Origin of the sequence: Stutzerimonas sp. R40042 (genome assembly GCF_026642215.1) — a bacterium.
Lineage (GTDB): Bacteria > Pseudomonadota > Gammaproteobacteria > Pseudomonadales > Pseudomonadaceae > Stutzerimonas > Stutzerimonas frequens.
In genome coordinates, this window is record NZ_CP113258.1 from 3,083,496 (window position 1) to 3,097,082 (window position 13,587).

The following is a 13,587-nucleotide window of genomic DNA, read 5'->3' on the forward strand; positions in this document are numbered from 1 at the left end:
GATCCACATGCACGCCAACCAATCCCGGCGCACCTTCGTCAAAAGCCTGGCTGCCGGCGGTGCCGTCGCCGGCCTCGGGCTGTGGCGCCAGCCCGTCTGGGCGCTGACCAGCCCAGGTCAGCCGACGGTGCTCAGCGGCACCGAGTTCGACCTCACCATCGATTCCATGAGCGTGGACTTCACCGGCAAGCGCCGCACCGCCATGGCCATCAACGGCAGCATCCCCGGCCCGCTGCTGCGCTGGCGCGAGGGCGATACCGTGACCTTGCGCGTGCGCAACCGGCTGCCCCACGACACCTCGATCCACTGGCACGGCATCCTGCTGCCGGCCAACATGGACGGCGTGCCCGGCTTCAGCTTCGCCGGCATCGCCCCGGACGGCATGTACGAATACCGCTTCAAGGTCAAACAGAGCGGCACCTACTGGTACCACAGCCATTCGGCGTTCCAGGAGCAACTCGGCGTCTACGGCCCGCTGATCATCGATCCAGAGGAGCCGGAGCCTTTCGCCTACGACCGCGACTACGTGGTGTTTCTCTCCGACTGGACCGACGAAAGCCCGGCACGGGTGCTGGCCAAGCTGAAAAAGCGCTCGGACTACTACAATCAGGGCCGGCGTACGCTTGGCGATTTCATCGACGATGTCGCCGACAACGGCTGGACCGACACCATCAGCGAACGCTGGGCCTGGGCGAAGATGAATATGTCGCCAACGGATCTGGCCGACATCAGCGGTGCCACCTACACCTACCTGCTCAACGGCCAGGCACCGGACGGCAACTGGACCGGCCTGTTCCAGCCAGGCGAGCGCATCCGCCTGCGGCTGATCAACGGCTCGGCGATGAGCTACTTCGACTTCCGCATCCCCGGCCTCAAGCTCACCGTGGTCGCCGCCGACGGGCAGAACGTCGAACCGGTGCAGGTGGACGAAGTGCGCCTGGCCGTAGCGGAAACCCTCGACGTGATCGTCGAGCCAGACGGCAGCCAGGACGCCTACACCCTGTTCGCCCAGTCCATGGACCGTAGCGGCTTTGCCCGCGGCACCCTGGCCGTGCGTGATGGTTTGCAGGCGCCGGTGCCCGAGCCCGATCCGCGCCCCGAACTGACCATGGAAGACATGGGCCATGGCGATCATTCCGCCCATGGCCAGGCTGCTGCGCCTGTGCAGAGTGACGATCCTCACGCCGGGCACGGCGACATGAATCACGGCGCAATGAATCAGGGCCAGATGGACCACGCCGCCATGGGCCACGGCTCGTCCGGCAGTGGCATGCAGGCGCACCCGGCCAGCGAGACAAACAATCCGCTGGTGGACATGCAGACCATGATGCCGGTGCCTAAGCTGGATGACCCGGGTATCGGCCTGCGCGACAACGGTCGGCGCGTACTGACCTACGCCGACCTGCGCAGCACCTTCGCCGACCCGGACGGCCGTGAGCCGACGCGTACCATCGAACTGCACCTGACCGGACACATGGAGCGCTTCGCCTGGTCGTTCGACGGCATTCCCTTCGCCGATGCCGAGCCGATCCGCCTCAGTTACGGCGAGCGAGTGCGCTTCGTGCTGGTCAACGACACCATGATGCACCACCCCATCCACCTGCACGGGCTGTGGAGCGACCTGGAGGACGAGCACGGTAATTTCCAGGTGCGCAAGCACACCATCGACATGCCGCCGGGCTCCAAACGCAGCTATCGCGTCACCGCCGACGCCCTCGGGCGCTGGGCCTACCACTGCCACATGCTGATGCACATGGACCTCGGAATGTTCCGTGAAGTCCGCGTAGAAGAATGACGGAGAAGCCTATGAACACGATCAAATTGCATGCCCTGCTCGCCTTCGGCCTGACCACCGCGCTCAGCCTCAACGCCGCCTACGCGCAGAGCGAGCACGACGGTCATCATCCCGCCAATGCACCAGCCGAACAGGCCGCGCCGCAGGCCAGCCAGCCCAAGCCCGGACAACAACAGGGCGGCATGATGCAGGGCATGGACCACGACAAGATGCAGGACATGCACGACCAGCACATGGGTTCCGGCCATATGGACCACGGCAGCATGGGCAACGGAAAGATGCAGAAGGACATGCCGAAGGGCCCCGAACAGGGCAAGCAGCATGATCATTAAGACACTGCCGGTTGCCATCGCCCTCGCCCTGGCTGCGACGGCGAGTCAGGCGCAGCAGGCGATGGATCATTCCGGCCACGACGGACACGCTGCGCCTGCGGATCACAGCCAGATGGATCATCGGCAGATGGATCACAGCCAGATGAGCCATGAGCCCGTGAACCATGGCGACATGAACCACGACGGGATGCCTCACCCACCGGCAACCGGCGTTCCACCCGAACAGCAGCAACGACCGCCAGTCCCCACCATCAGAGATGCAGACCGCGCGGCCGCGTTCCCCGACCTGCCGCCTCACGCCATGCACCAGGGTGGCAGCAACTTCCTGTTCCTAGCCGATCAGCTGGAATGGCAGGACGCCGACGAAGGCAGCACGCTGGCCTGGGACATTTCCGGCTGGTATGGCGGCGATATCGACCGCCTCGCCTTCCGTTCCGAGGGTGAGCGCACCAATGGCCACACCGAGGAGGCCGAGCTGCAGCTGCTCTGGAGCCACGCCATCGGCCCCTGGTGGGAGACCGTCACCGGCGTGCGTCAGGACTTCAAGCCTGGTTCGCCACAGACTTGGGCAGCCTTTGGCGTGCAGGGCATGCCGCTGTTCGGTCTGGAAACCGAAGCCACCGCGTTTCTCGGCGAGGGTGGCCAGACTGCGCTGCGCCTGGAGGCCGAATACGACATCCTGCTGACCCAGCGCTGGGTGTTGCAGCCCACCGCGGAGCTGAACCTGCACGGACGCAACGACGAGGCGCGCGGCGTCGGCTCCGGTCTCAGCGACGCTAGTGTCGGACTGCGCCTGCGTTACGAGATCAGTCGTCAGTTCGCGCCTTATGTCGGCGTCAGCTGGGGCCGAGCCTACGGCAATACCGCTGACCTGCTGCGCGCCGATGACGAAGACGTCAGCGAGGCGAAGCTGGTGGCGGGTATTCGTTTCTGGTTCTGAGACCCGACCTATGAAGACTGTCCTGGCGACACTGGCACTGAGCACCCTGTTGATCACAATCGGCGGCGCGCTGGTGGCGTATTCCGGCATCATCGACGTCGGCGCGGACGCCCCGCACAGCGCGCCGCTGCACGCCCTGCTGGAGACCACCCGGGAACGCGCCGTGGCTGCACGCGCCGGTGACATCGAGGTACCGCCGCTGGGATCGGCGGAGCAGATGCGCTCGGGCGCGGGCAACTATGCGGCCATGTGCGTCGGTTGCCACCTGGCGCCGGGAGTCGAGCCGACCGAACTGAGCCAGGGTCTCTACCCCGCCCCGCCGCCACTTGCCGAGGACTCCCGCGACAACGACCCGGCCGCAACATTCTGGGTCATCAAGCATGGGCTCAAGTCCACCGGTATGCCGGCGTGGGGCAAGTTCATGGAAGACCGCTACATCTGGTCGCTGGTCGCCTTGGTCGAACAGCTGCCGTCACTCACCCCAATGGAATACCAGACGCTGGTGGACGCCAGCGACGGCCACCAGCACGGTGGCGGTGAAACGGACATGCACGATCACAGCGGCCAGCATCCGACTCCTGCCGCCGATCAGCAGCCTGCAGGCAAAGCCCATCATCAGGGCGCACACGACGAGCAGGCACCGGCGCATTCGGAAGCAGTACCGGAAGCCGATGTACACCATCACCCGGATGGCAGCCGCCACGTGCATTGATGGGCTGCGCCATGGCCGGCGCAATCGTCCCTCAGGCAATTCGCCTCAGCGCTTCGCCCCGGTCTGTCCGACCCGTTCCAGCCACACGGACTCCAGGCGTGGCTGGTCGATATCCATGTTCCGCGCCTCCATCGCCTCGCGGTGACGGTCGATCTCGGCGACCGAATCGCTGAGCCCGGTGAGGTTGCCGTCGAGCTGGTGCATCTGCGTCAGCCCCAGGTGATAGAAGCGCAGCAGCTTCATCGCATCCGGATCGTCCGCACTTACGCCTGCCTTGACCTGGTGCATCATGTTGGTCACGCGCATCAGGCTGCGCTTGAGCTGCCAGCCGTACACCGCCGCCGCCATCCACGGCTGCTGCCAATACAGCCACCTGACGACTCCGATCGTCAGCGCCAGTCCGGCCACCACGCCGCCGATGTTCAGCCGCAGGTTGTCGCCACCGGGCTCGCCGAACAGCGCCACGGCCAGGGTCGACAAGCCCATGGCGAGGACGGCAAAGGTCACGGCGACGATCAGGGTGCTGCGTCGGGTCTGCTGGCGATAGGTTTCGGGGCTGAGCGGAACGATCTCGAATAGCACCACGGGGCGATGTCCTTGGCTGAGGCAAAAGATGTGCGGCGGCCATTATCACCTCAATCGCCGCGCGCTGACTGATACAGCGCAGTATCTTCCGCGCTCCGGCTATGCTGGGCCCGCCCCAACTGGAGATAACAATGCGCCGCCTTGCCACGCCCGCCGATCAGCAGCGGGTCTACGACATCTACATGCACCCGGACGTGGAGCGGTACCTGGGCTTCGACCCCATGCCTCGCGAGCACTTCGGCAAGGTCTTCGAGCCGCTGTTCGAAAGCGCCGGCTTCTATGTCTTCGAAGACGATGGCGTGGTGCAAGGCTTCTACAAGGTGCAACGCCATCTGGGCCGCGCCGCCCATGTCGCCTACCTCGGCACCCTGGCCGTCGCGCCCGAGGTGAGAGGCAGCGGCCTGGCGCGACGGATGATGCAGGAAGCCCTCGACAAGCTGGCCGCCAGCGGCATTCGTCGTGTGGAATTGACGGTGGAAGCGGACAACCCGCGGGCGATCGCCTTCTACGAGCGCTTCGGCTTCGTCCACGAAGGCACGCAGCGCGCTGCCTACAAGCGCAGCAGCGACGACGGCTTCGTCGACGAACTGATGTATGGCCTGTTGCTGGGACCCGGGCGGGCCCCAGCATAGGTACTGCGTCGTTCGTCAGCCCTTGAGTTTGCTGGTGATCTTCGCCACGTGCTCACCCTGGTAGCGTGCGATGGCCAGTTCCTTCTCCGAAGGCTGACGCGAGCCGTCGCCACCGGCGATGGTCGTGGCGCCATAGGGCGTGCCACCGTTGGTTTCGGAGATGTCGAAGAACTCGCTGATGCCATAACCGGTCGGCACGATGACCATGCCGTGGTGCGCCAGAGTGGTCCAGGTCGAGGTAATGGTCATCTCCTGCCCACCGCCGGTGCCGGTCGAGGCGAACACGCTGGCGACCTTGCCGTGCAGCGCACCCTTGGCCCACAGCCCCCCGGTACGGTCGAGGAAATTGCGCATCTGCCCGGACATGTTGCCGAAGCGGGTCGGGGTGCCGAAGATGATGCCGTCGTAGTCCGGCAGCTCATTCGGATCGGCGATGTCGGCGGGCTGATCGACCTTGCCGCCGGCGTTGCGGAAGGCGTCTTCCGGCATGGTTTCCGGCACGCGCTTGATCGTCACCTCGACACCCGGTACACGGCGTGCACCCTCGGCGACGGCATTGGCCATCGTTTCGATGTGGCCGTACATGGAGTGATAGAGCACGAGAATCTTCGCCATCTTGCTTTCCTCTTTCGGTGGGTGAGTCTGAATGAAGTAGTGAATGGGATAACGCGCCAGGTGGGTCGTTCCGGTGACAGCCGTCAGAGCGACTCGACCAGGATGACTTCGCTGTCTTCCACGGCCCTGACGCTCAGCCATGTCTCATCACGCACGGCCACACCATCGCCGGCGGCAACCGCGAGTCCGTTGACCTCGATCTGGCCGCTGGCCGGCACTAGGTACACCCGGTGCCCGACGGCAATTTCGTAGTCCGCGCTCTGCCCTGCTGCAAGCGTAGCCGCTGCCAGCCTGGCTTCAGCACGAATCGGTAGCGCCTCGTCATCGCCGGGCAGGCCACTGGCGAGCGTGACGAAGGCGCCGGCGCGCTCGCCAGTGGGGAACTGGCGAGTGCCCCAGGCCGGCGGCAGCCCGGTCTGCTGCGGGTGAATCCAGATCTGGAAGATGCGTGTCTCCACATCCTCCAGGTTGTACTCGCTGTGCACGATGCCGGTGCCGGCGCTCATCACCTGCACATCGCCAGCGACGGTACGGCCGCGGTTGCCAAGGCTGTCTTGATGGGTAATGGCGCCTTGGCGGACGTAGGTGATGATTTCCATGTCCCGGTGCGAATGCGGCTCGAAGCCGGACTGCGGCGCGATGCTGTCGTCGTTCCAGACCCGCAGGCGGCCCCAGCGCATCCGCTCGACGTCGTGATAACCAGCAAAGGAAAAGTGGTGGCGCGCGTTCAGCCAGCCGTGCTGCGCATGGCCAAGCCGGGCATAGGGACGTAGTTCAATCATCTCGCTCTCCACAGATCGGGGCACCGGGACGAACCCGGCCAATGAGGGAGATGATCCATTCAATCAGATCAATATTGTTTGCAATTTTCAGCCAATAAGCATCGATTAAATCGATACGTATGCAGACGAACTGGCTTCGACAATCTGGCGTAGCGACCAGTCTCTTGCCCGTATCGCATTTACCTGCCACAAAGCGCTCCCCTCTTTCAGCTTTCAGGAAGCGCATGAATGAACGATGAATTGCTGGTCGAAGACATTCAGCTCGGCGATGGCAAAGCGGTGGTCAAGGGTGCGCTGATCACCACCCAATACCGCGGCACGCTGAGCGACGGCACGCTGTTCGACAGCTCCTACGAGCGCGGCAAACCCTTCCAGTGCGTGATCGGCACCGGTCGGGTCATCAAGGGTTGGGACATCGGGCTGATGGGCATGCGGGTCGGCGGCAAGCGCCGGCTGTTCGTCCCGGCGCAGCTGGGCTATGGCGAGCGCCAGGTCGGCGCGCATATCCCGCCCAATTCGGATCTGCACTTCGAGATCGAGCTGCTGGAAGTGCTGACGCGCGACGACTGACCAGCCTTTCTGGCGCCCCCTGCGGGCCGCCAGAAAGTCGCAGGTATCAGGCCTCGCCCGCGAGGTCCGGGCGCGCCACACCTCGGGGATACTGCTCCCGATAGCGCGCCAGCCAGACGGCCCCGGCCGGATCTTCCCAGGCGTGACGGTGCAGCAGCGCCATGCCGTCCGGATCGTTCAGCAGGCGCCAGCGCGCCGCCTCGGCATCCGCGCCATCAGGCCCGGCAGCCAGCACCTTGCCCAGGCGCTGCTCGCGCAGATGTTCCGCCGACGGCACCACCTTGGCGTGACGCGCACGTGCCATGGCGCAGACCAGCGCGTTGTAGAGCGGATCGACCACCGCCACGAGGAAGCCTTCGCGCAGCGCGTTGGCCTGGTTTTGCTGCTGGTACAGGTCGGTATTGGCCAGCTCGGTGGGCGGTGCGTATTCCTCCGGGATCAGGAACAGCTTGCTGCGCCGCGCGGCCAGACCGAGACCGGTACGACTGGTGATCACTGAGACCGGCGCCGACAGGATCAGCGACACCACGATCGGTGCCAGCCACCAGAGAAAGGCTGCATCCAGCCAGGCGACCAGGGCCGTCCAGAGCACACCGATGACGATCTGCGAGCCGTGCCGGCGCAGCGCTTCGCCCCAGGGGGTGGCGTCGTCGCCGCGCTGCGGCGATTTCCACTGCACCGACCAGCCGAGGAACGCGGCGGTGACGAACACGCTGTGAAAGAGCATGCGCACCGGCGCCAGCAGCACCGAGAACAGCGTTTCGATCAGCATCGACAGCACCACCCGCAGCCGCCCGCCGTAAGCCTGGGCGCCCTGGATGCAGACCAGCAGCACACTGAGCAGCTTGGGCAGGAACAACAGCGTCATGGTCGCGGAGAACAGCGCGATGGCTTCCTGCGGATGCCAGCGCGGCCACAGCGGGTAGAGCTGGTTCGGCTGCAGGAAGTACTCCGGCTCCATCAGCGTATGGATCGCCAGCAGGCCGGTGGACAGCAGCAGGAAGAGGAACCACAGCGGCGCCGACAGGTAGGACATCACCCCGGTGAGGAACACCAGGCGATGCACCGTGTGCACGCCGCGCACCATGAACAGGCGGAAGTTCATCAGGTTGCCGTGGCACCAGCGGCGATCGCGCTTGAGCTCGTCGAGCAGGTTCGGCGGCAGCTCTTCGTAGCTGCCTGGCAGGTCGTAGGCGATCCACACGCCCCAGCCGGCACGGCGCATCAGCGCGGCTTCGACGAAGTCGTGGGAAAGGATCGCCCCGGCGAACGAACCGGTGCCGGGCAACGGCGCCAACGCGCAATGCTCGATGAACGGCTTCACGCGAATGATCGCGTTGTGGCCCCAGTAATGCGATTCACCCAGCTGCCAGAAGTTGAGCCCGGCGGTGAACAGCGGACCGTAGACCCGCGTGGCGAACTGCTGCAGCCGCGCATAGAGGGTGTCCATGCCCGACGCCTTGGGCGCGGTCTGGATGATGCCGGCGTTGGGGTTGGCCTCCATCAGTCGCACCAGGCTGGTCAGGCATTCGCCGCTCATCACGCTGTCGGCATCCAGCACCACCATGTAGCGGTAGCTGCTGCCCCAGCGACGACAGAAGTCGTCGATGTTGCCGCTCTTGCGCTTCACCCGGCGCCGACGGCGACGGTAGAAGATGTGGCCGAAGCCATCCACCGCACGGCACAACTCGACCCAGGCCTTCTGCTCGGCAACGCAGGTATCCGGGTCGTTGCTGTCGCTGAGCACGAAGATGTCGAAATGCTCGAGTTCACCGGTTGCCTTGAGCGACTCGTAGGTCGCACGCAGCCCGGCGAACACACGCGGCACATCCTCGTTGGCGATCGGCATCACCAGCGCCGTACGCGCCTCGGCCGGTATCGCTTCGGTGCCGGAGCTGCTGGCCGAGATGCTGTAGCGGTCCTTGCCGCGCAGCAACTGGAAGAAGCCCATCAGCGCAGTCCAGAAGCCCACCGAGACCCAGCAGAACAGCAACGCGAAGAGCAACAGGATGCTGGTCTGCACCACATACGGAAGGATCTGCCGGGCCGACTCGGACAGCGGCTGGACGAACACTTCCTGCATGTCGACCAGGAACCAGCCCTGGTAAGGCAGCACCGCCTTCATCTGCCAGGTGGCGAAGGCGGTCTGGCCCAGCATCAGCACCAGCAGCGCCGCACGGCGCAGGGCGGCAACGCGGCGCCAACGTGCCTCGTCGAGCGGCTGCGGGCTGGGTTCGACCTTGCGCCGCGGGATCGCCCGACCCAGCAGCCGGCGCCAGCCGCGGCGCAGGATGTTGGTATGCCAGGGCTCCGGGACCATGCGTGTGCGCACGATCGGCGGGGTCGACTGCACATAGGCGCGCCCCTGGTGATCCTCGGCGATCACGCCAGCGCGGTCGAACAGATCGCCCCAGCCCAGCCGCAGTCGCGCGACCACCGAGTCGAGCAGACGCCGCGACGGGCTGCGCGGCGTGGCGGTCTCGGCAGACAGTTCGTCATGCAGCGCGAACAGGCCGCCCTGCTCCGCCGCCTGCCGGTATCTGGCCGGGTCCTCGGCTTCGTTCAACGCCAGGCCGTCGCAATAGCTTTGCGTCAGGCCATTCACTGCATGCTGCTCATTCATGGGGAGGAATCTGGTAGGTCCAGGTTTCGGAAAGGGTCTTGTCGCCATCGACCAGCGCTGCTCGCATCTCGACCGGGCGCGCCGGGTCGCGCACCTTCACGCGCAGCGTCAGGCGCCAGCCCTTGGTGACGGTGTTGTAGCGCAGGCTGTTTTCCACCAGCTCGGCGTTGTCATCAACGCTGACGCGCGTGCTGACCGGCGCATTCTCGGCGAGCTTCTCCAGCACCGGCCCGACGAAATCGACGATCAATGCGGTGCTGCCGTCGGGCTGGCGGATCAGGTTGGCTTGTTTGACGTCGCCGGTGGAGATACGGGTCTGCTGCACCCACGCCAGCTCAGGATCGTGCAGGCTCGGCTCGTCCATGGAGAAGTGCAGGCGGTATTCCAGATCCAGCGACTGGCCGGGCTCAGGCTGCTTTTCCGGCGACCAGAAGGCGACGATGTTGTCGTTGGTCTCGTCAGGCGTCGGGATCTCGATCAGCTCGACGTGGCCCTTGCCCCAGTCGCCGCGGGTCTCGACCCAGCCGCTCGGGCGCAGCTCGTAGCGGTCGTCCAGGTCTTCGTAGCGGTTGAAATCACGGGTGCGCTGCATCAGCCCGAAGCCCCGTGGGTTCTCCACGCTGAACGCACTGACGGCCAGCCGCTTCGGATTGTTCAGCGGGCGCCAGATCCATTCGCCATTGCCGGCATGGATCGCCAGGCCCTCGGAGTCATGCAGCTGCGGCCGGAAGTTGGTGACATTGCTCGGCTGGTTGGCGCCGAACAGGAACATGCTGGTCAGCGGCGCAATGCCGAGCTTGCCGACCTGCTCGCGCAGGAACACCTTGGCCTGCACGTCGAGGGTGCTGTCCTTGCCCGGCGTCAGCACCATGCGATAGGCGCCGGTGGCGCGCGGCGAATCGAGCAGCGCGTAGATCACCAGATTGCGCCGATCAGGCTGCGGCCGCTCGACCCAGAATTCGCGGAAACGCGGAAACTCCTCGCCGACCGGCAGCGCCGTGTCGATCGCCAGCCCGCGCGCAGAAAGTCCGTACCACTGCCCCTTGCCGATGACGCGGAAATAGCTGGCGCCGAGCAGGGTCATCACCTCGTCCTGCTTGTCCTTCTTGTTCAGCGGATAGAGCACCTTGAAGCCGGCGAAGCCCAGCCCGTCCAGCGAAGCCGGGTCGATGTCGACGCCGCCGAACTCGAACATCGAGGGGTCGTAGCGAATCTCGCGTACGTTCGTCGCGGTGATTTCATTGATGCGCACCGGCGTGTCGAAGTGCATGCCCTGGTGATAAAAGTGCAGATGGAACGGCGTCTCGACGTCCTTCCAGTAGGCATGTTCCGGGTTGAAGCGCAGGCGCTGGTAGTCGGCGAATGCCATCTTGCGGAAGTCGTCGGGCAGGTTGCTGACCGGCTCCTCGTAACGACTGGCTGCCAGCTCCTGCGCCCGCTTGGCCACATCATCCAGACTGAACGCCAGCGCACTGCCGGCCATCAGCATGCACAACCCACCTGCCAGCCCCGCCAGCATGCGCGCCGGATGGGCACCCGTATTGCGTTGAAAAATGCGTAACACACCGCCTCCGAATTACACGTTTGTGCAGAGTTCGCTCTGCTTCGCCGTGGTGAATCGCCTGACTCCAGCCGTTGCGCCGCGCGCGGCGAGCGCGACGGCGATGCCGGACTGCATGCGGTTCGCCATACAGAAAACTTCTTACAACAGCTCGAAACGCGCGCTTTGCACGGCCCGGGAATCGAGCCCCAGCTGCACTTCGAATTCACCGGGTTCGGCCACGTAGTCGAGCCGGGCGTCATGGAACCTGAGGTCCTCCTCGCCCAGACTGAAGCGCACCACCCGCGTCTCGCCCGCCTCGAGGCTGAGCTTTTCGAAGCGTTTGAGCTCCTTGACCGGACGCACTGTGGAACCGACCAGATCCTGCAAATAGAGCTGCACAACGGTCGCACCGGCGCGCGCGCCGCGGTTCTTTACCGTTACGCTGACATCCAGGCGCTGCCCACGTTTCAATTTGCGCTGGGAAAGTTGCGGTTTGGACAGTTCGAAATCGGTATAGCTCAGGCCATAGCCGAACGGGTACAGCGCCCCGTTGGGCTCCTCGAAATACTGCGAGGTGTAGTTGCCCGGACGACCCTCGACATAGGGACGGCCCAAGCGTGGATGGTTGTAGTAGGTGGGAATCTGCCCCACCGAACGCGGAAAGGAGATCGGCAGCTTGCCGGAGGGGTTGTGTGCGCCGAACAGCACGTCGGCAATGGCATTGCCGCCCTCGGTACCGGCGAACCAGGTTTCCAGCAGCGCATCGGCATGCTCCCGGACCCAGCCCAGCTGCAGCGGGCGACCATTCATCAGCACCACCACCAGCGGTTTGCCGGTGGCCACCAGGGCCTCGAGCAGCGCCTGCTGGCTGGCCGGCAAGGTCAGACTGGTCCGGCTGGACGATTCGTGGGACATGCCCCGGGCCTCGCCCAGAGCGGCGACGATCACATCGGCGTCGCGGGCTGCATCCAGCGCTTCGTCGATCATCGCCTGCGGCGACCGTGAATCCTGGACCACTTCCGGACGGTCCCAGTTGAGGAAATTCAGGTACTCGATCATGCCGGCATCGTCGGTCACGTTCGAGCCACGGGCATGGATGACCCGGCCGGACTCGCCAATCGCTGCCTCCAGGCCCTGGCGCAGCGTCACCGTCTGCGCGGCCACACCGGCGGCCGACCAGCTGCCGAGCATGTCGACATGGGAATCGGCCAGCGGGCCGATCAGGGCGATGCGGGCATCCTTGCGCAGCGGCAGGGTCTGCTCACGGTTCTCCAGCAGCACCAGCGACTCGCGCGCGACCTGGCGGGCCGCCTCGCGATGCAGGCGACTTTCGGCATTGACCTCGGCAGGGTCGTCCGCCGCCCGGCCGATGCGTCGATAGGGATCATGGAACAGGCCGAGGTCGTACTTGGCGCCGAGGACGCGAGCGACCGCCTGGTCGATCAGTTCGATCGATACCTCGCCGCGCTCGACCAGGCCGGGCAGTTCCTGCAGATAGAGTGAGTCGTGCATGCTCAGGTCGATGCCCGCCTCGATCGCCAGGCGCGCGGCCTCGCGGCCATCACGGGCCACGCCATGGCGCAGCAGTTCGTCGATGGCGCCGTGATCGCTGATGGTCAGCCCGCCGAAGCTCCAGTCGCCACGCAACAGGTCCCGCAGCAGCCAGCGGTTGGCGCTGGCCGGAACGCCGTTGACTGTGTTCAGCGCCACCATCACGCCACCAGCGCCGGCATCGACCGCCGCACGGTATGGCGGCAGGTAGTCCTGGTACATGCGCTGCGGGCTCATGTCGACCACGTTGTAGTCACGCCCGCCCTCCACCGCACCATACAGGGCGAAGTGCTTGACGCTGGCCATCACGCTGTTCGCAGCGCTCAGGCGCTCGCCCTGATAGGCATGCACCAGCGTGCCGGCGATCTGCGATACCAGGTACGGATCTTCGCCGAAGCCTTCGGAGGTCCGGCCCCAGCGCGGGTCGCGGGTGATGTCGACCATGGGCGCGAAGGTCAGATCGAGGCCGTCGGCACTGGCCTCGCTGGCCGACACCCGACCGCTCAGGGCGATGGCCTCCAGATCCCAGCTCGACGCCAGCGCCAGGCTGATCGGGAAGATGGTGCGATGGCCATGAACCACGTCATAGGCGAAGAAGATCGGAATGCCCAGTCGGCTGCGCAAGGCCGCGTCCTGCATGGGGCGGTTGTCGGCGCGGGTCACCGAATTGAAGGTGGCACCGATGCGGCCGGCCGCGATCTCCTCGACGATGCGCTCGCGCGGCATGTCGCCACCAATGCTGATCAGCCGCAGCTGGCCAATCTTCTCCGCCAGGGTCATGCGCTCGAGCAGGGTCTCGATCAATGCCTGCCGGTCATCCAGCGGCAGCGCGGGCTGTGCCACGCAGGCGAAGGAGCCCATTGCGCTGGCAAGCAGGACAAACGGCAACAGCCTTTTCATCATCACA

General features: G+C 65.4%; 13 protein-coding genes. 6 read left to right on the forward strand and 7 right to left on the reverse strand.

Annotated features, from left to right (window positions below):
• Positions 1–7 precede the first annotated feature (7 nt).
• Genes OUY36_RS14530 through OUY36_RS14545 form a run of 4 tightly spaced genes read left to right on the forward strand, consistent with a single transcriptional unit; the run spans position 8 to position 3,779 of the window.
• Positions 8–1,795, forward strand: a complete 1,788-nt coding sequence (locus tag OUY36_RS14530) for a copper resistance system multicopper oxidase (protein ID WP_267934832.1) — start codon at positions 8–10, stop codon at positions 1,793–1,795.
• A gap of 11 nt (positions 1,796–1,806) precedes the next feature.
• Positions 1,807–2,127, forward strand: a complete 321-nt coding sequence (locus OUY36_RS14535) for a hypothetical protein (protein WP_125867988.1) — start codon at positions 1,807–1,809, stop codon at positions 2,125–2,127.
• A complete protein-coding gene (locus OUY36_RS14540; RefSeq protein ID WP_230726339.1) occupies positions 2,117–3,067 on the forward strand; it encodes a copper resistance protein B in 951 nt (316 codons plus the stop codon). Before OUY36_RS14535 ends, OUY36_RS14540 begins: the two co-directional genes overlap by 11 nt.
• Positions 3,068–3,077: 10 nt before the next feature.
• Positions 3,078–3,779: a c-type cytochrome gene (locus OUY36_RS14545; RefSeq protein WP_267934833.1), complete on the forward strand. Its 702-nt coding sequence runs from the start codon at positions 3,078–3,080 to the stop codon at positions 3,777–3,779.
• A 45-nt stretch (positions 3,780–3,824) separates the two neighbouring features.
• Here the strand turns inward: OUY36_RS14545 and OUY36_RS14550 are convergent, their stop codons facing one another.
• On the reverse strand, positions 3,825–4,364 hold the full coding sequence (locus OUY36_RS14550; protein ID WP_267934834.1) for a DUF3087 domain-containing protein: 540 nt from the start codon (positions 4,362–4,364) through the stop codon (positions 3,825–3,827).
• 131 nt (positions 4,365–4,495) lie between these two features.
• Here OUY36_RS14550 and OUY36_RS14555 point away from each other — a divergent pair, with 131 nt between their 5' ends.
• Entirely contained in the window at positions 4,496–4,996 is a 501-nt protein-coding gene (locus OUY36_RS14555) for a GNAT family N-acetyltransferase (protein ID WP_267934835.1), read from the forward strand.
• A 15-nt stretch (positions 4,997–5,011) separates the two neighbouring features.
• Here OUY36_RS14555 and wrbA read toward each other — a convergent pair whose 3' ends face one another.
• The 3 genes from wrbA to OUY36_RS14570 all read right to left on the reverse strand — a co-directional run bounded on the left by wrbA (position 5,012) and on the right by OUY36_RS14570 (position 6,619).
• A complete protein-coding gene (gene wrbA / locus OUY36_RS14560) occupies positions 5,012–5,611 on the reverse strand; it encodes an NAD(P)H:quinone oxidoreductase (RefSeq protein ID WP_014820960.1) in 600 nt (199 codons plus the stop codon).
• 83 nt (positions 5,612–5,694) lie between these two features.
• The gene (locus tag OUY36_RS14565; RefSeq protein ID WP_267934837.1) at positions 5,695–6,393 is read right to left on the reverse strand and encodes a pirin family protein; all 699 of its coding nucleotides are present in this window, start codon (positions 6,391–6,393) and stop codon (positions 5,695–5,697) included.
• On the reverse strand, positions 6,386–6,619 hold the full coding sequence (locus OUY36_RS14570) for a hypothetical protein (protein ID WP_267934839.1): 234 nt from the start codon (positions 6,617–6,619) through the stop codon (positions 6,386–6,388). Before OUY36_RS14570 ends, OUY36_RS14565 begins: the two co-directional genes overlap by 8 nt.
• Before the next feature lie 2 nt (positions 6,620–6,621).
• Between OUY36_RS14570 and OUY36_RS14575 the strand changes: the two genes are divergently transcribed.
• Positions 6,622–6,963: an FKBP-type peptidyl-prolyl cis-trans isomerase gene (locus OUY36_RS14575; protein ID WP_014820962.1), complete on the forward strand. Its 342-nt coding sequence runs from the start codon at positions 6,622–6,624 to the stop codon at positions 6,961–6,963.
• Between the two features lie 46 nt (positions 6,964–7,009).
• On the opposite strand, the gene mdoH is transcribed toward OUY36_RS14575, so the two are convergent.
• From mdoH to bglX, 3 genes are all read right to left on the reverse strand, one after another.
• A complete protein-coding gene (gene mdoH, locus OUY36_RS14580) occupies positions 7,010–9,586 on the reverse strand; it encodes a glucans biosynthesis glucosyltransferase MdoH (RefSeq protein ID WP_267934840.1) in 2,577 nt (858 codons plus the stop codon).
• Positions 9,579–11,105, reverse strand: a complete 1,527-nt coding sequence (locus OUY36_RS14585) for a glucan biosynthesis protein G (RefSeq protein WP_267938184.1) — start codon at positions 11,103–11,105, stop codon at positions 9,579–9,581. Before OUY36_RS14585 ends, mdoH begins: the two co-directional genes overlap by 8 nt.
• Before the next feature lie 183 nt (positions 11,106–11,288).
• Complete coding sequence (gene bglX, locus OUY36_RS14590; protein WP_267934841.1) at positions 11,289–13,580, reverse strand: beta-glucosidase BglX; 2,292 nt, start codon at positions 13,578–13,580, stop codon at positions 11,289–11,291.
• Between the last annotated feature and the right edge of the window lie 7 nt (positions 13,581–13,587).